We start from the raw sequence: 19,035 nt of genomic DNA on the forward strand, positions 1-19,035 counted from the left end.
TTTCTCGGAGGTTTTTTTTAAACCTCAAATAGTAATAGTAAAATGGCCGATAATAATCAAAATCAAAAACAAATCAATATAGAACTTGATGAAAAGACCGCAGAGGGAACCTATTCCAACTTGGCGATCATCAATCATTCTGTATCAGAATTTGTGGTTGATTTTATCAGTATGATGCCCGGTGCACCAAAGGCTAAGGTAAAAAGTAGAATTGTGTTAACACCACAGCATGCCAAGAAGTTTCTGAAAGCCCTTTCCGATAATGTGAGTCGTTTTGAACAGGCACACGGAACCATAAAAGATTACGAGCAACCTAGTATTCCACTCAATTTTGGAACTCCGGGAGAAGCTTAAAAGTAAAAAGCCATTCCATACGGAATGGCTTTTTTTATAATACCCGTACTATTATTCAAATTCAGAGGTAAAATGCAATTTTACGGAAGGGTATTTTTGTTGGGTCATTTGCAATGAAAATTGAGAATCGGCTAAAAATACCAATTGCCCTTGCTTATCCGTAGCCAAAAACTTCTGTTTCACCCTTTTAAATTCTTTAAATTCCTCATTGGAAGCATCATCGGGATCTACCCAGCAAGCCTTGTATACCGGAAAATTCTCGTAGGTACATTTCGCCGTATATTCATGCTCCAATCGGTATTGGATGACCTCATATTGTAGTGCTCCCACAGTACCAATAATTTTTCGATTGTTCAGCTGTAGGGTGAACAGCTGCGCAACCCCTTCGTCCATCAATTGATCAATACCTTTTTGAAGCTGCTTGGATTTCATAGGGTCGGCATTGTTGATATAACGGAAATGTTCCGGGGAAAAACTGGGAATCCCCTTGTAATTTAGAATCTCCCCTTCCGTTAAGGTATCTCCAATTTTAAAATGCCCGGTATCGTGAAGTCCAACAATATCACCAGGGTACGAAATGTCTACAATGGCCTTCTTTTCTGCAAAAAAAGCATTGGGGCTAGAAAATTTTAATTTCTTTTTATGGCGTACATGGAGGTAAGGTTTATTGCGTTCAAATGTACCGGAAACAATTTTGATAAAGGCCAATCGATCTCGGTGTTTGGGATCCATATTGGCGTGTATTTTAAACACAAAACCGGTTAAGGTCTTTTCATGGGCATCCACTAAGCGTTCTTCGGCCATTTTAGCTCTTGGGGATGGCGCAATTTCAACAAAACAGTCCAACAGCTCACGAACACCAAAATTATTCAGCGCAGACCCAAAAAAGACGGGTTGCTGTTTTCCGGCCAAATAGGCTTCTTTATCAAAACTGGGATATACGCCAGCGACCAATTCTAGATTGTCCCGTAATTCTGTTGCGGCATCGGCACCTACAATTTTATCCAGATCCGGATTTTCGATATCGTCAAAAGCAATGGTCTCTTCAATATTTTTCTTGCTGTCTCCACTAAAAAGGTTGATGTTTTTTTCATAGATATTGTAGATGCCTTTAAAATCGTATCCCATACCTATAGGGAAACTCAAAGGGGTTACCGAGAGTCCTAATTTTTGTTCTACTTCGTCCAAAAGGTCAAAAGCGTCTTTCCCCTCTCGGTCTAATTTATTGATAAAGACAATAATGGGAATGCTTCGCATACGACAGACTTCGACCAATTTTTCCGTTTGTTCCTCAACACCTTTGGCAACATCAATAACCACGATCACACTATCTACAGCGGTTAGCGTTCTAAAGGTATCTTCGGCAAAATCCTTGTGTCCCGGAGTATCCAGAATATTTATTTTTTTATCCTTGTACAGAAACGCAAGTACGGAGGTGGCTACGGAAATACCTCGCTGACGTTCAATTTCCATAAAATCACTTGTCGCAGATTTTTTTATTTTATTGTTCTTCACAGCCCCCGCTTCCTGTATGGCACCCCCAAACAACAGTAACTTTTCCGTAAGCGTTGTTTTTCCCGCATCGGGATGCGAAATGATACCAAAAGTTCTTCGTCTTAGCGTTTCTTCTTTAAACTCCATTGAAAAAATTTTGGCAAAAATAAGCTAAATATGATAGTTGTTGTACAAAGGCGTATAATTTCATCGGGTGATTATAAAATCCCTAAGAATGAGATGAATAAAAAGAGATTCTTGCACCTTCTCGTCGATTTTTAAGGCATATGGTCCAAAAAAACATTTTTTTTCTGAAAATAAAGAAACTTTTTTAATCGATGTACCGTATGTAAAATGAAGTAAGGTGTGGTTTTTTTACACTTCAACGAATATTACTGTCTTTGAAAGATATTCAAAAGTTAATGCTTTGGAAACAATTTGTTGAACGAAAAAATAGATATATCTTGCGTTGATTTATGTAGAAGCCCTATCTTCTTACGAACTAATTTCCTACAAAGCCATGGTGATATGTTTCATCTAAAAACTATCATTTATGGAAACTTTTACTCTGATTAAACTTAAACGTAAAGCATTGTATGGCATTGCTTTAGCCGCTGCTTTTTTGGTTGTGGTATCCACCTCTTCCTTTGGTGTGATAGCCAAGACTGCTGTTTATGATTTATTTTTTGAAGCAGATATAGACGGCGATGGGGTTGCGGATCTTGTCGATATAGATGATGATAGTGATGGACTTTTGGATAGTGTGGAAGATGCCAATGAAGATGGAGATAATGATCCTGCTACCAATCCTACGGATACCGATGGTGACGGAATACCGGATTATTTGGATTTGGATTCCGATAATGATGGGGTCTTTGATAATCTGGAAGCGCAGAATGCCACTATTTTCATTCCACCTTCTGGTGTGGATATGGATAGAAATGGTTTGGATGACGCCTATGAGAGTAGCCCGGGAAGCGGTGAAGGTCTTACGCCAGTGAACACAGATTTGGATGCCGTACCGGACTATGTTGATATTGATTCGGACAATGATGGTATTTTAGATAATATAGAATCCAGTGTTCAGACTACGAACGACTTTGATTGTAATGCCCAAGAAAATATCCCGGAATTCGATTTTAGTGCCGATGCCATTTTGGAAAGTGGGGATGGTATTGCCGTGGGTTCTGTCTATAGAATTCCAAATGTGGATACGGGAATAGATGCTTTGGTGGAAGTAGAGCAGGTATTAAATGGAGAAATTGTTATCGTAGATCAAAATGATACCGATCCTGAATTCTTTAAGCCTGAAATTCAATTTACTACGACAGATGAAGTAAGAAGACCCTTTGTGGATCTGCGCCTTTCCCTAGTCCTTTCGGGAACTTCCGATCCTGTACTTCAAGATGAATTCATTGCCAATTTTGTGGATATTGATGGAAACAACCAATATAGGGAGTTTAACCGTTTTGATACTCCTGCCAGTTTTACGATAGATGGTGTCCGTGATATTTCTGTAATCAGTACAGGTGGCGGATTGGAAGTGCGCGGAGGTAATATAGAATACCCAGGGATTTCCAACTTACAGCCTCAGGCAAATATTGCTGTTGTTTTTGTGGACATTAATACCTTTGTCTTCCGGTTCGGAATTCAGGCGGTCACCGATGAAAATTTTACTACTATTCCACGACAGTCGGGAATACAATTTTCTTGTATAGACAACTTTTTAAACCCGGAAACAATCACCTTTAGTACAGATGTTGATTCTGATAACGATGGTTTCCCGGATAGAGCGGATATTGACTCCGATAATGATGGCATTCCGGATAATGTAGAAGCACAGCTCACGGATGGTTATATTCCCCCTTCTGGTAATGATGCCGATAATGATGGTTTGGATGACGCTTATGAAGGGGGTGAAGGAGATGAAGGCTTAACTCCTATAAATACGGATGGAGAAGACAATCCCGACTATTTGGATGATGATAGTGATAATGATTTGGTTCCCGATAATAATGAAGGGAATGATGCCAATTTCGACGGTATACCCGATCAAACGCTAACAGGAGAGGATACGGATGGAGATGGTCTGGATGATGGTTATGAAGGATCGGATGTCAATGATGGCCCCGACGTGAACGATGAAATAGACGATCCTGCCAACGATCTTCCGGATACCGATGGAACAGAGGATGTCAACTATAGGGATTTGGATGATGATGGGGACGGTATTTCCACCCCTGATGAAGATGACAATGGAGATGGTGACCCTACCAATGATGATACCGATGGTGATGGTACGCCCGATTATTTAGATCCATTCGATGATCCCGATACCGATGGGGATACCATACCAGATAATGTAGATATCGATGATGATAATGATGGTATTCTAGACACCGTGGAAGATCCCAATACGGATGGGGATAATAATCCCTTGACCAATCCTGCAGACAGTGATAATGATGGTTTCTATGACCATTTGGATATTGATTCCGATAATGATGGAATCCCGGATAATGTAGAAGCCCAGACCACGGAAGGGTATATTCCTCCTACAGGTGCAGATGACGATAATGATGGTCTGGATAATGCCTATGAAGGTGGTGGGGATGCTGGATTGACTCCAGTAAATACAGATGGGGAAGACAATCCTGATTACTTGGACGACGATAGTGATAATGATCTGGTTTCAGATGATAATGAAGGAAACGATTTTAATTTTGACGGTCAACCCGATCAGGAGTTTACAGGCGAAGATACCGATGGCGATGGTTTGGATGATGGCTACGAGGGAAGCGATGTAAATGATGGTTTTGATGTCAATGACGAAATTAACGATCCTGCCAATGATCTGCCGGATACCGACGGCACGGAAGATGTCAACTATAGGGATTTGGATGATGATGGCGATGGCATTCTTACACCAGATGAAGATGTTGATATGGATGGAGATCCTACCAATGACGATACTGATGGTGATGGCACGCCAGATTATTTAGATCCAGGATTGGATACGGATGGTGATGGTGTTCCGGATGTAGTGGATATCGATGACGATAATGATGGTATTTTGGATACTGTGGAAGATCCCAATTTGGATGGGGACAATGACCCGCTTACCGATCCCTTGGATAGTGATGGAGATGGTATTTTTGATCATTTGGATATCGATGCAGATAATGATGGTATTCCAGATAATGTAGAGGGACAGACTACTGATGGTTATATTGCCCCTTCGGGTGCCGATGATGATAATGACGGTTTGGACAATGCTTATGAGGGTACTGGAGATGAAGGAATTGATCCCGTGAATACCGATGGAACAGATACTCCGGATTATATTGATCAGGATAGTGATAATGATTTAGTGCCTGATAATAATGAAGGAAACGATTTTAATTTTGATGGTCAACCAGATCAAGAGTTTACGGGAGTAGATACGGATGGGGATGGCCTGGATGATGGCTATGAAGGATCTGACGTCAATGATGGTTTCGATGTCAATGATGAAATCAATGACCCTGCCAATGACCTTCCGGACACGGATGGTACGGAAGATGTCAATTATCGTGATTTGGACGATGATGGCGATGGCATAAATACGCCAGATGAGGATGGTAACAATGATGGTGACCCAACGAATGATGATATCGATGAAGATGGTATTCCAGATTTCTTGGATCCCATAGATGACAGGCCCGAAGCAAATGAGGTCTTGGTGAATCAGTTTGTAACTCCGAATAGTGATGGAAAAAATGATTTCCTCTTCATTAGAAATGTAGACAATGCCCTGAATAATTCATTGCGAATATTTAATCGATGGGGAGTTGCCGTTTTTGAAGGGGAGAATTACAACAATCAAAATAATGTTTTTGACGGACGATCTAAAGGTAGATCTACCGTAACCGGAGGGGATTTCCTCCCTGCTGGAATATATTATTATATATTTGAGTATCAAACTCCTGATGGAGAAAGAGTTACTGATACTGAATATATTTATATCAGCAGATAATATTGAATCCTAGGTAATGATAAAAAAGAGTATTTTTCTACCATTGGCACTGCTTTTAGTGACCTTTATAGAGACCGTAAATGCGCAACAGGATGCGCAGTACACGCAGTATGTTTTTAATACATTGAGCGTTAACCCTGCGTATGCAGGTTCTAGGGGACAGTTAAGTGCAGCGGCCTTATACCGTTCCCAATGGGTAGGATTGGAAGGGGCGCCAGAAACATTTAACCTGAATTTGCATTCTCCCATACGAAACAGTAAACTAGGCTACGGAATCTCGATCATCAATGATAATATTGGAGATGGGGTTATTCAAGAAACAGAATTGGATGCCGTTATCTCATATACCTTGGATGTGTCGCAAAAAGCCAAATTGTCGTTTGGGCTCAAGGTAGGGGGGAATATCCTTAATTTGGATTTTAACGGTTTGCGAAACTTTGATCAGGAAGCTGCAAATGGGAATAATATTGACAATAGATTTGCTCCTAATTTTGGTTTAGGGTTTTATTACCACAGCAATAAGTTTTATGCAGGTTTTTCGGCTCCAAATCTATTGGAAACAGAATTTTTTGATAACTCTGGCTCAGATCCCAATGCGGTCAATTTCCTTTCACAGGAGCGCATCAATTATTATTTTATCACAGGGTATGTTTTTGACTTAAATGGAAATGTAAAATTCAAACCGGCATTATTGACCAAAGCCGTAGGGGGAGCCCCTTTGCAAGTAGATGTCTCTGCAAATTTCCTGTTCAATGATAAGTTCAGTATAGGAGCCGCCTACAGATGGGATGCCGCGGTAAGTGCCCTTTTTGGTTTTCAAATAACCGATCAGTTGATGTTGGGATTGGCCTATGATAAAGAGACGACCGAATTGGGAAGTACACAGTTCAATGATGGATCTTTTGAGGTGTTTTTGAGATTTGAATTGGTCAAATCGTTCCAAAAATTAGTATCACCCCGTTTCTTCTAAATACGACAGATGATGAAAAAAATACTAGTATTACTTGCCTTTATTTTCGCTCTAGTTGGAAACACCTACGCTCAGGAGCGATTGGTGAATAAGGCAAATGCAAAATATCAGGATTATTCGTTCAGTCCCGCAATAGATATTTACGAGAAGGTTTTGGATAAAGGATATGTTTCTGCGGATTTACTGAAGAAGTTGGGGAATGCCTATTATTTCAAGGCAGAATATAAGAAAGCTGCGGATACCTATCAACGCCTAATGGATGCTTATGCTTCCGAGATGAACCCGGAATACCTGTTTCGCTTTGCGCAAACGCTCCGAACATTGGGAGACTATGCCAAGTCCGATGCGGTTATGGCACAATTTTCACAAGCCACCTCCAATGATAATAGAGCCTTGGTTTTTAAAGGGGAAGAAGATTATTTGGCCGAGATTGAAAAAAATTCAGGACGTTATGAAATGGGACCTTTTGAGTACAATTCGGTCTATTCCGAATTCGCTCCATCTTTTTATAAAGAAGGACTTATTTTTTCTTCGGATAGGGATACCGGAAACCTGTCTAGATATCGACACACTTGGAATGCCAAGGATTTTTTAGACCTCTATAAGGTCAACGTGGATAATTCCTCAGAGAACAAAGTACTTAAACTGAATAAAGGGGTAAATACCCGACTTCACGAATCTACATCGGTGACTACAAAAGATGGTAAAACCTTATATTTTACAAGAAATAACTTTGTAGATCGCAAATATGTGAAAGGAAAAGACGGGGTGATACGTCTCAAAATTTTTAGGGCAACCTGGAATGAGGAAGAAGAAAAATGGGTCAATATTAAGGAACTACCTTTTAACAGTAATGAATATTCCGTAGCAAACCCGGCCTTGAGTCCAGATGAAAAAACCTTATTTTTTGCATCGGACATGCCAGGAACCCTTGGTGAATCCGATATTTTTAAGGTGGCCATAAACAATGACGATACTTTTGGAGAACCGGTAAATTTAGGAAGTGCTATTAACACAGAGGCAAGGGAAACGTTTCCTTTTGTCACCACGGAAGATATTTTATACTTCGCTTCGGATGGCCATCCCGGTCTTGGTGGGTTGGATGTGTTTATCACCAAAATAAAGAATGAAAAATATGAAGGCCCCGTTGTCAATGTAGGGGCACCTGTAAATAGCAAGCAAGATGATTTTTCCTTTATCATCAATGAAGAAAACAGAAAAGGATATTTTGCTTCCAATAGAGCTGGGGGAATGGGAGCCGATGATATTTATAGCTTCGTGGAAACAACGCCTTTACAATTGGATTGTGTGCAGGTGATAACAGGTACAGTACGAGATAAGATTTCCAATGAGGTGCTCGTAGGCGCTACCATTGTGGTTATCGACGAAGAAAATAAGGAAATCACCAAAACGATTACGGACGACGCCGGTCAATATACCGTTGAGGTAGATTGTAATCAAGGAAATTTTGTTAGGGCACTTACGGAAGGGTTTATTCCCTCCGAAGAGTTTTTGGGCGTATCGGATGGTAAAGATAAAATTATCGATTTCTATTTGGAACCGGATACGATTACCGCTGGTTTCGGAGATGATCTGGCCAAACTATTGCAGTTGAGTACCATTTATTTTGATTTGGATAAATATGACATTCGCCCAGATGCCGAAATTGAGATTCAGAAAGTAATTGCGGCCATGGAGAAATTTCCAAGCTTAAAAATAAAGGTGAATTCCCATACCGATAGTAGAGCACGGGATGCCTATAATCTCGTATTATCGGAAAACAGAGCAAAATCTACAATGGCCTATATGATTTCAAAGGGTATTTCGGCCGATAGACTACAGATGGAGGGTTATGGGGAAACAAAATTGGTGAATAAATGTAGCAATGGAGTAAAATGTTCCAGTGCAGAGCATCAATTAAACCGAAGATCGGAGTTTATTATATTGGAATAGCTCTTGTGTTTAACAAGCATTGAATACAAGATTTGTAGGAATATATGTTATAATTTATTTTCGATGACAAAGTCGAAAAAAATCAAAACCTAAATTAAGGCCACTTTGCCCCGAAATTAACAGAGTTCACAACATAGTTTTGTCAAAGTTTGACAAAGAAATCTACATTTAAGCATCGTAAATATGCGATTCTTATGATTGCTATGTCATTGAAATTTGTTAAAATACTCTTGCTTTTTGGTTTCTTGTTAATGGTGACAAGAGGACAGGGGCAAGCTACAATTACTATTGAGGTAGATTGGCCGCAATGGTCTTCAGATAATCGAGTAACTTTTTTAGATCCTCTCGGGGTACAAATTGGAGCTTCTATATGTAATCCGGCTTCCTGTTTTAATTCAGCCGTAAATACGGCCTATAGTACCGTTGGAAGTCCAGAGATATATGCCAATATACCCGATGGTATAGGTTATGCCCTTTTACTAGAAGATAATTTTGGGGATGCCTGGAACGGTACCAATCCTTTTGTACGTGTTTTTCGTGATGGTATTCTGGTACTCACGGCAAATATGACAGTCACGGGTGCAGGAAACACCCAGACCGTAACTTTTGACCTGGGTACAGGAGATACGGACGGGGATGGGTTTAATGATGACGTGGACAACTGTCCTACTTTCGCAAATCCCGATCAACGGGATTTAGATGGTGACGGTGTTGGGGATGCCTGTGATCTGGATGATGATAATGATGGAATACCGGACACGGTAGAATGTCCAATGGATGCGCCAACAGGTGGGGATGTAGAACCAGATGCCGTATTTTTTACCTTCGGAGCGATGCAATTTTTTTCTATTGCGAATAATAACAATGCTTTAGGTTTTCAGGAATCAGGATGGGAACAATCCGTGCTGGCACTGGGAGGAACCATTGTCGAAGATCTGGATTTTAACAACACTTCGTTCTCCAATGGTACGGTCACAGTGAGCAGCGATGCCGTAAACAGTACCATTACTGTAGCACCAACCACAGTGAATGCCTTCATATCTGGAAATTCAGGATCTGGATTGAATATTAGCCCCGGAGATGTGGCCGATGAACCAGATGATAATATGACCTTCTCCACCTTCATTAATTTTACAAACCCGGTATACAGTTTTGGTTTTGACCTCATGGATATTTTTGATAATGGACAAGCGGGAAGCTTTTCCAATGTTTGGGAGGTTTACCTGGATGGATTATTGGTGTATAGAATTGTAGGGAACAGTATTGGAGCAGGAAATACAGGAAATTTAAATATCACCGATCGCGATGGCAATTCTTTGGGTACGGCAACCTTAGGGCAAAACCTGGAACAGTTTTTTGGTTTTATCAGTGATACGGAGGTCAATACCATTGAAATTAGAACAAGCTCGCAACACCTTGGAGGAAATACAGGAGAAGATATTCATGGTTTGGATAGTTTTAGGTATTCCTTGATTCCCGCTTCTGATGCGGATGGGGATGTTTTACAATCTTGTGTAGATCTGGATAGTGACAATGATGGTATATATGATGTTTTGGAAGCTGGTCATGGTATTTCACACACTGGAGGGAGGCTCACCGGTCCCGTAGGAGCAGATGGTATTCCGGATAGCGTACAAGCCCCAGGGAATGAGGATAGCGGACTTATTAATTATGTAGTATTGGATACGGATGCTGACGATATTTTGGATTCTGGAGATTTGGATAGTGATGGTGATGGGTGTAATGATGTTATTGAAGCTGGTTTTACAGATGATAACGACGACGGACTTTTAGGAGATTTGCCAATTACGGTAGATGCCAATGGTATCGTTACTTCAGGGACTGACGGGTATACGGGCACGGATCCCAGGGTTATTGATTCCAATCTCGTTGCATTGATTTGTGATACGGATAATGATGGCATTGCACCTCTTGTAGATCTGGATGATGACAATGATGGTATCTTGGATACTGAAGAACGTGCTTCCATCGCACCTTTTAACTTTGTAACTTCCTCCTTCAATATTCCGAGAAATGGAGGCTCAAGTACGCAAAATATTGATTTATCCAGTTTTGGATTGATTGTTGGCGATTTGGTTTCAGTGGCTAATGTTGAAGCGAGAGGGCCTTTGGATGATGCCAATGAGAATTTTGTGTTGGAATTTAACGGAGCGGTGACCACAGCTCCCCTACAAACAGGCTTTGAAGATCCTTTTTTCATTGCAGTGACTCCCGCTGTAAGCGAGGCCTTTACCGTAGTTGATATTGGTGGAGGTGTACCTGGAATACGTATTGTTGGGACAACATCAACTGGTGTAGGGGATAATAATGGCATCTCTGGAGTAGATTATATTTTGGAAATCAGTGGAGGCGGCTTTGTCCGCAATACGGATTCTGATAATGATGGTATTCCCGATGCATTGGATTTGGATAGTGACAACGATGGTATCTATGATGCCGTTGAAGCGGGCCATAATGCAAGTCAGACCAATGGTGTCGTAAATGGTGCTGTTGGGGCAGATGGTGTACCCAATTTAGTTCAAGCCGCAGGACAGGAAGATAGTGGCACGGTAAACTATCTATTGTTGGACAGCGATGCCGATGGGAATCGAAATTTTGAAGCATTGGATAGCGATGGAGATGGGTGTAATGATGTACAGGAAGCTGGCTTCACCGATGGTGATAGTGATGGTATACTGGGAACCGGTCCGGTAACCCTAGATGCCAACGGCGTAGTAACGTCAGGGTCGGATGGATATAGTGGAACGAGCGCCAATGTCACTGATCCAGTACGAGTGGCGTTGATCTGTGATACGGATGATGATGGCATTGCCCCTCTTGTAGATCTGGATGATGACAATGATGGGATTTTGGACTTGGATGAAGTTCCTAGTGGTTGTACGACCAATAGCTTGAATTATGAATTTTATGATGGCACTCCTGCGGGAGATACAGTTGACAACATTCCTACTGTGGGTGCCTTAGGTACGGGAACAGTAACAGCGTTTAACGTGAACGCCCTTCAATCATTGGTGGATCCCGGGGATGATAATTCCTATGGGATTAGATATACGGGATTTATCAGCATTGAAACAGCCGGTGACTATACCTTTTTTACAAACTCGGACGATGGTTCTAGTTTATCCGTCAATGGAACAGAAGTGGTAGATAATGATGGTACGCATGGGAATCGAGAACGCTCGGGTATTATAAACTTAACAGAAGGGACCCATACCATTACGGTATTGTTTTTTGAAAGTGGAGGAGGACAAAATCTTGACGTTTTCTATCAAGGCCCATCCATTCCAAGACAAAACTTACCCTTTACCATTTTAAGCGATCAACTTTGTAGTGATGATACTGATGGTGATGGTATTCCAAATAGCTTAGATTTAGACAGTGACAATGATGGGATCTACGATGCCATTGAAGCAGGACATGGGGCAGCACAGGTCAATGGAATTGTGAATGGTGCCGTTGGCGAAGATGGTGTGCCTGATGCAGTTCAAGCTGCGGGACAAGAAGATAATGGTACAATAAACTATACCTTATCAGATAGTGATACTGATGGGAATGCAGATTTTTCGGAATTGGATAGTGATGGGGATGGATGTAATGATGTACAGGAAGCCGGTTTTACGGATGATGACGGGGATGGTCTTCTCGGTGGAAGTCCAGTAATTGTAGATGCCAATGGTGTAGTGACTTCAGGAGGAGATGGCTATACAGGTACTGATCCCCGCGTGGTTGACCCTAATCTTGTGGCTTTGATATGTGATACGGATAATGATGGAATTCCTGTAAATGTAGATTTGGACGATGATAATGATGGGATATTGGATACGGTGGAATGCCCTTTGACTGTGCTTTGGGTTACAGACGGAGCCCCTGCCTCCGAAGAGCAGAATGTTATCGATAAATTGACTGCCTTGGGATATACCGTGACAGTAGTGGATGATAGTGTTGGGGGGGATGCAAATAATTTTTCGGTAACTTTTATCTATGAGGATGTCAACAGTGGAACCGCTTTTACCAATATAACGAATCTGGTAAGTACAACAAAAGGAGTATTAACTAGTGAAAATGCCTTACATGATGAAATAATTGGCTCTAGTTCGGGAGGGAATAGTGTCACCCCCTTTCTAAATATTACCAACAATACCCATCCTATTACCCAGGGATTATCACTAGGTGATATCAATATTGGAGATGCTTCTTTTCACGCAAATGTCGATTTAAATACGGGAACCGTTTTAGGACTGAATCCCACTAATGGTCGCAGCGCCTTAGTAGTGTGGGAACAGGGAGAAGCCCTGAACCTAGGGATAGCAGCTGGGCGTAGAGCTATAGTACCACATTCCAATCAAGGCAGTGGTTTCAATGCCCTTGGCGAAGATTTGCTGGTAAACGCCATCATATGGGCTGCGGCTACAGATTCGGATAACGATGGTATCGAAGATCATTTGGATCTGGACAGCGATAATGACGGAATCTATGATGTGGTGGAAGCCGGTCATGATCAGGCCCATACCAACGGAGTCCTGGATGCTGCAGTGGGAACGGACGGAATACCCAATAGCGTTCAGGATTCAGGAAGTGAAAATAGCGGAGTGGTCAATTATGTAGTTCTGGATTCGGATACTGATGCCATTTCAGATTTTAGGGATATTGACAGTGATAATGATAGCTGTTTTGATACCAATGAAGCCTATGGAAATGCAGGTACGGATGTGGACAATGATGGCGTTTTTGGGGCGGGAACCCCAACAGTAGGGCCTAATGGTCAGGTTTTGGCAGCATCCTATGATGAACCACAGGATAATGATACTGATGGAATTTTTGAATTTAGACAAGTGGGATCGGCAACAACAATTACAGGTCAACCAACAAGTATCACAGCTTTTACTAGAGGGAATGCTAGTTTGTCTGTAAGTACAGCTAGTACGGCTCTTTTTCAGTGGCAAATACAGAATGAACTAGGGGTTTGGGTAGACCTCACAGATTCTGCTACCCTTAGCGGGACAACTACAAATACTTTGCAATTTACGGGATTGACACTTTCTCAAAACAATACAAGATATCGTGTCATTGTTTCCAGTGCAAGCTTTGTTTGTGCAGTAGAAACATCCGCAGAAGCACTTCTTACGGTAAGAACAGGAAGTGTAATCACAAATAGAAGAATTACCTATAGAGTTAATGGAGGCTAAATCAAAAAAATAAAAAGCGCATATGTAATACCATAGCAGCACATATATCGGAATATAGATTTCACCTATAAGCAGAGGAAAAAACAGGAGGTTATATAGTAAGTGTTTCCCATTGAAACTTCATTTTTTAACATATATACCTTCTATATAAGCACTTATACAACATTTATTCTTTGAGAAGACGCTTAAAAGTTATTTTTAGCGTTAACCGACTTTGAAATGTTTTTATAGATGAATCTAAAACCCATCATTCTACTTTTTTTCCTCTGTAGTACCACACTACTTTTTGGACAAGAAACCTATTTGGATCAATTTGGTTCCAATTCCTATGCCATTAATGATGGAACGCAGAATTGGGCGGGCAATTGGATAGAAGCCAATGACGATAACAACCCTGGAGGAGGGTTTATTAGAATTATAGGGGGAGAACTTCGGTTTTCTTTCATTTTTGCGAATCTTGAAAACATCCGTAGAACAGCCGATTTAACGGGAGCTTCAGATGCAACACTTTCCTTTGATTGGAGAACATCCGGACTTGAAATAGGGGAAAATCTTTCCGTGCAAATTTCAAATGATGGCATAACGTACACCACCCTATTCACCATTAATGGCTCGGCTTCGGGAACAGACTCTGGTTTTTTTACTCAGGACGTATCCGCTTTTATTTCGGCAAATACTACGGTTAGAGTAATAAACTTAGGGCCCAATTGGTCTTTTAGTAATGATATTGTGTTTTTGGATAACATACAGATCAGTGCCAATTTTCCACCTCCATCACCCACGATTGCCATTAATAACGTAAATGTTGATGAAGCCGATGGCTTGATGACCTTCGATGTGGAACATATTGGTTTGGACGCTGCAGGACCCTTTACGGTAACCTATCAAACTGTGGATGTATCTACCACTGCAGGAATAGATTATAACCCAATTATAGGAGGTACCTTGAATTTTAATGGTACAACTGGCGATACGCAACAAATCACAATAACCATTTTAGATGATGGTCTTGCAGAAGCGTTGGAAACCTTGAACATTCAGTTTACGGCGGTATCTGATCCAGGAGTAACCATTACTGATGTAGGAGTAGGAACGATCAATAGTGAAATTCAATCAAATGTACCACTAACTTTGTTCAATGAGTTTAATGGATATTACGACTATGCGATAACAGGGGGAAGCCTCCGGACAAGTGATACTAACCTTTGTGATATTACGACAACTTCTTCAAATACCTTAACCACCACTGTACCGGGAACTGCTCAGATAGAGCGAGCCTATCTGTTTTGGACACATTCCAATGCTAATCCAGATTTACAGGTAACCTTTGAAGGACAAACGGTAAATGCGGCTTATGCCAATCAAGCTTCCATCGGAACACTCACTTTTTATAGTATGATAGGTGACGTAACCGATTTGGTAGGTGGTATTGCCAATTTAAGTACGAATACCTTCGATTTTACAGGTCTTGATGTGGATAATGGCGACCCATACTGTTCCAGTAATGTGGTATTGGGAGGTTGGAGTCTATTGGTTTTTTATACAGATGATTCCTTGCCTGCAGTGAGTATTAATTTGTATCAAGGATTTGACGGGGAACAGAATAGCACTACCAGCTTTACATTAGATGGATTCTTTGCCATTGGGGCTACTGGGGCAAAGACCACAGTAATGTCCTGGGAAGGGGATGTAGGCTTGGCCAATAATGAATTACTCTCTTTGACAACAACTTCGGGAACGACTACGCTTTCTGGAGATGGAGACAATAATGGAACTACCGTAAACAATCCGTTCAATTCCACCCTATATGATGATACCACCCCAACGATTACGGATCAAGTAACCTTGGGGCTGGATTTGGATACGTATGATATTTCTGCCTTAATTTCGGCAGGGGAATCCACGGCTACAACAAATGTGGGTGTGGGAGGCGATTTTGTATTATTGAATGCTGTATTGCTTAAAGTACCCAGTAACTTAATTGTAGGAACTGTTTTTGAAGATGTCAATTATGGCGGAGGAGCAGGAAGAGATCAGGCTACTTCAGGTGGTCTTGGCCTAGAAGGCGTCATGGTGGAATTATATGACAATGCTGGAAATTTTGAAGAATCCATAACTTCCGATGCTACCGGAGAGTATTCTTTTGGAGGCATGGCTAATGGAAGTTATAGTGTTCGAGTAGCGAATACTACCATTCGTTCCAATAGAGGTGGAGGTACTGCCTGTACGAGCTGTTTGCCCATACAGACATATAGACGAAACTTTACCACGGGAGTGGGTATGGACGATATCACTGATGAAATAGGAGGGGCAGATCCCACAGCTACCGATGTAGGTACAGGAGTGTTGACCAATGCACAAACGATTTCAACAGTGAGCATCCTTAGTGAAGGAGTAGTGGATTTGGATTTTGGTTTCAATTTTAATACCATAGTCAATACCAATAATGATGGACAAGGTTCCTTGGAACAGTTCATTATAAATTCCAATGGCTTGGATGAAACAGGTTTGGATATCGAGGCCAATGCCATTTTTGATCCCGCTGCAGGAGAAGATACTTCTATTTTTATGATTCCTCCGTCAGGAGATCTTTTGGGAAGAACAGCCGATGCCAATTTTACGAGCGGTTATTTTGACATTTTAATTCCCAATAGCAATCCCTTAACTGCTATCAATGGTACCAATACGATCGTTGATGGCAGAACACAAACTGCATATTCCGGGAATACAAATTCGGGAACTGTAGGAGCGGGAGGAAGCACAGTAGGGGTAAATGCCATTGCATTACCAGATTTTGATCGCCCGGAAATACAATTGCACAAGAATAATGGAGATGTCCTAAATCTTGAAGGAACCAACGCCCAAATTAGAAATATAGCTTTATATGCCAATAACAATGCAGGAATCCGAATGAATTCAGGATCAGCAATAATTTCTAATAATTTATTGGGAGTCAATGCTTTGGGTGTGAACGCTGGTAATATAGATTTCGGTGTGGAAATTCTTGGCGGTGCAGTAACTGTGGATGGCAACTATATTGCCACAAATACAGAAGCGGGAATCCTCATCGATGGAGGCACAGCTTCTACGATTCAAAACAATCAAATTTCCGACAATGGAGACGATTCTTGTGATGACAATATTACCTTGGCTGATGGCTCAGGTGTAGTAATACAACGTAACTTGATTGAGAATGCGGCTTCTTTGGGTATCGATGGAGATGCATTTCCAGGAAGTGCCAGTATTTTGGAAAACACCATCATTAATTCGGGGCAGGATGGAGGAAACTGCAGTGGAAATGTAGAAAATTCGGGAATTTTACTGGATGGTAACAATTCTACCGTGGCAGAAAACATTATATCCACTAATGGGGGAGCTGGAATCGTATTGGGGAATGGAAATTTCACAGGGAATCGTATTTCTCAAAATTCCATGTTTGCTAACGGGGGACTGGGCATAGATATTGACCAATCTGGGGAAATAGGCGATGGAGTGACCTTAAATGACAATGGAGATGGGGATAACGGTCCTAATGGATCATTAAATTTTCCGATTATTAATGTAGCCTATACTTCAGGATCCAACCTTATTGTAAGGGGATGGGCACGTCCTGGTGCCACTGTTGAGGTGTTTTTAACCGATATTAATCAAGGTACGGCTTCAGAAGGTGATAATAGATTTGGATTTCTTGTAGATTATGGGGAAGGTCAGTTGTATTTGGGATCTGCTGTAGAGGGTAGTGGGGCCGATACGGATACTGGCACATCCTTATATACAGATGTCGATGGAAATACAGATAATACCAATCGCTTTGAATTTGCGATTCCTATCCCTTCAGGAGTGGCTGTGGGAGATATGGTAACCGCTACGGCAACTATCGCAAATTCAACTTCGGAATTCTCCCCTTTTAGCACGATAATCGTGAGGACGATTATCACAAATCGGCGTATTACATACCGCGTAAATGGAGAGTAATTCCTGATTTTTCCGTACTGGGAAACCTAAAAAACAGCCCCACTTTTAGTTCATTTTAGCGCTAAATAACACCTCCGGTTTTTCAAATTTTAACCTTAGAAATTGTTGACTTTTTCCTACAAACACAGCTTCTGTAGTCCTTGATTTAATTGGGCTTATCGATTAACAACACCTCCCTAAAATGTCATTTATCTTCTCCGAAACCTCAGTTTTTGTGACCTATACAGTACAATTTAACAGTTACACAACATTTATTTTCATCTGAGTAGCATACGGTTAAATTTGTAGAGTGTTATTATACCTTTTAGTGAAGAATTGAAATCTAAACGGTAGTATAACCCCCAAACTAAAATAATTTAACCGAACTGAATGAAGCTTTTGCAACCACTAACACCATATCTACAGGGATATCGTATTAACTGTTCCAAACCAAATTTTTCTTTTCCAGGAAAACTTCACAAAACACCTTTCGGTTATCACTTTTTAGAACGGCACTGAAATCACAGTGAAATGAATGAAGTATAGTATAAGACGATTTTAAGTAAAAACATAACCATGAAAAAAGTTTTAGTATTAATTTTTCTCATATCTGGAGTGGCATTTTCGCAGACCACGGTCAATTTGCAGGACCAATGTAATTGCGAAGTGCTAAGCGGTACAGCAATTACCACGCCGGGTGCTACTACGCCAGCTGGTGCGGATATAGGGGATATTTATGTAAATACCAATACCGGTACCATATATTTTTGGGATGGAGATTCATGGGAACTTACGTCTTCCGATAACCAACAACTGCAAAACTTTAGTTTCGATCCAACAACGAATCTATTGACCTTACAATTGGAAAGAGGAGGAAGTGTAAGCGTAGATTTAAGCGCTTTGCGCTTTACGGAAACGTTGACCACTATTGTGGAAAATGCAAATGGTACGTTTACGTATACAGATGAAAATGGAAATACAACGGATGTAGATATCTCCAACCTGGAGACCCTCACGACGATCGCTCTGAATGCGGACAATACGAACATAGATTATACGGACGAGGACGGGGTGACCACACAGTTGGA

General features: G+C 41.1%; 7 protein-coding genes and 1 pseudogene. 7 read left to right on the plus strand and 1 reads right to left on the minus strand.

Annotation, left to right across the window (positions count from 1 at the left end; genetic code table 11):
• The first annotated feature begins 42 nt into the window (after positions 1-42).
• Positions 43-354, plus strand: a complete 312-nt coding sequence (locus tag ACEXOE_RS23030) for a DUF3467 domain-containing protein (protein ID WP_394751232.1) — start codon at positions 43-45, stop codon at positions 352-354.
• A 51-nt stretch (positions 355-405) separates the two neighbouring features.
• Here the strand turns inward: ACEXOE_RS23030 and ACEXOE_RS23035 are convergent, their stop codons facing one another.
• A complete protein-coding gene (locus tag ACEXOE_RS23035; RefSeq protein WP_394751233.1) occupies positions 406-1,995 on the minus strand; it encodes a peptide chain release factor 3 in 1,590 nt (529 codons plus the stop codon).
• A gap of 406 nt (positions 1,996-2,401) precedes the next feature.
• On the opposite strand from ACEXOE_RS23035, the gene ACEXOE_RS23040 reads away from it, so the two are divergent.
• The 6 genes and pseudogenes from ACEXOE_RS23040 to ACEXOE_RS23065 all read left to right on the plus strand — a co-directional run.
• Positions 2,402-5,863: a T9SS type B sorting domain-containing protein gene (locus tag ACEXOE_RS23040; RefSeq protein WP_394751234.1), complete on the plus strand. Its 3,462-nt coding sequence runs from the start codon at positions 2,402-2,404 to the stop codon at positions 5,861-5,863.
• Between the two features lie 16 nt (positions 5,864-5,879).
• Positions 5,880-6,833: a PorP/SprF family type IX secretion system membrane protein gene (locus tag ACEXOE_RS23045; RefSeq protein WP_394751235.1), complete on the plus strand. Its 954-nt coding sequence runs from the start codon at positions 5,880-5,882 to the stop codon at positions 6,831-6,833.
• 9 nt (positions 6,834-6,842) lie between these two features.
• The gene (locus ACEXOE_RS23050; RefSeq protein ID WP_394751236.1) at positions 6,843-8,786 is read left to right on the plus strand and encodes an OmpA family protein; all 1,944 of its coding nucleotides are present in this window, start codon (positions 6,843-6,845) and stop codon (positions 8,784-8,786) included.
• 194 nt (positions 8,787-8,980) lie between these two features.
• The gene (locus ACEXOE_RS23055) at positions 8,981-13,993 is read left to right on the plus strand and encodes a beta strand repeat-containing protein (RefSeq protein ID WP_394751237.1); all 5,013 of its coding nucleotides are present in this window, start codon (positions 8,981-8,983) and stop codon (positions 13,991-13,993) included.
• Positions 13,994-14,224: 231 nt separating this feature from the next.
• On the plus strand, positions 14,225-17,968 hold the full coding sequence (locus ACEXOE_RS23060; RefSeq protein WP_394751238.1) for a beta strand repeat-containing protein: 3,744 nt from the start codon (positions 14,225-14,227) through the stop codon (positions 17,966-17,968).
• 555 nt (positions 17,969-18,523) lie between these two features.
• A pseudogene (locus ACEXOE_RS23065) lies at positions 18,524-19,035 on the plus strand (hypothetical protein); the annotation flags it as partial.

The organism is Spongiimicrobium salis (genome assembly GCF_043678055.1).
Taxonomy (GTDB): domain Bacteria; phylum Bacteroidota; class Bacteroidia; order Flavobacteriales; family Flavobacteriaceae; genus Spongiimicrobium; species Spongiimicrobium salis.

What these genes read in the sequence shown, in the direction of transcription:
- ACEXOE_RS23030 (WP_394751232.1), top strand. Translation starts at nt 43, where the DNA reads ATGGCCGATAATAATCAAAATCAAAAACAAATCAATATAGAACTTGAT.
- ACEXOE_RS23035 (WP_394751233.1), bottom strand. Translation starts at nt 1,995, where the DNA reads ATGGAGTTTAAAGAAGAAACGCTAAGACGAAGAACTTTTGGTATCATT.
- ACEXOE_RS23040 (WP_394751234.1), top strand. Translation starts at nt 2,402, where the DNA reads ATGGAAACTTTTACTCTGATTAAACTTAAACGTAAAGCATTGTATGGC.
- ACEXOE_RS23045 (WP_394751235.1), top strand. Translation starts at nt 5,880, where the DNA reads ATGATAAAAAAGAGTATTTTTCTACCATTGGCACTGCTTTTAGTGACC.
- ACEXOE_RS23050 (WP_394751236.1), top strand. Translation starts at nt 6,843, where the DNA reads ATGATGAAAAAAATACTAGTATTACTTGCCTTTATTTTCGCTCTAGTT.
- ACEXOE_RS23055 (WP_394751237.1), top strand. Translation starts at nt 8,981, where the DNA reads ATGATTGCTATGTCATTGAAATTTGTTAAAATACTCTTGCTTTTTGGT.
- ACEXOE_RS23060 (WP_394751238.1), top strand. Translation starts at nt 14,225, where the DNA reads ATGAATCTAAAACCCATCATTCTACTTTTTTTCCTCTGTAGTACCACA.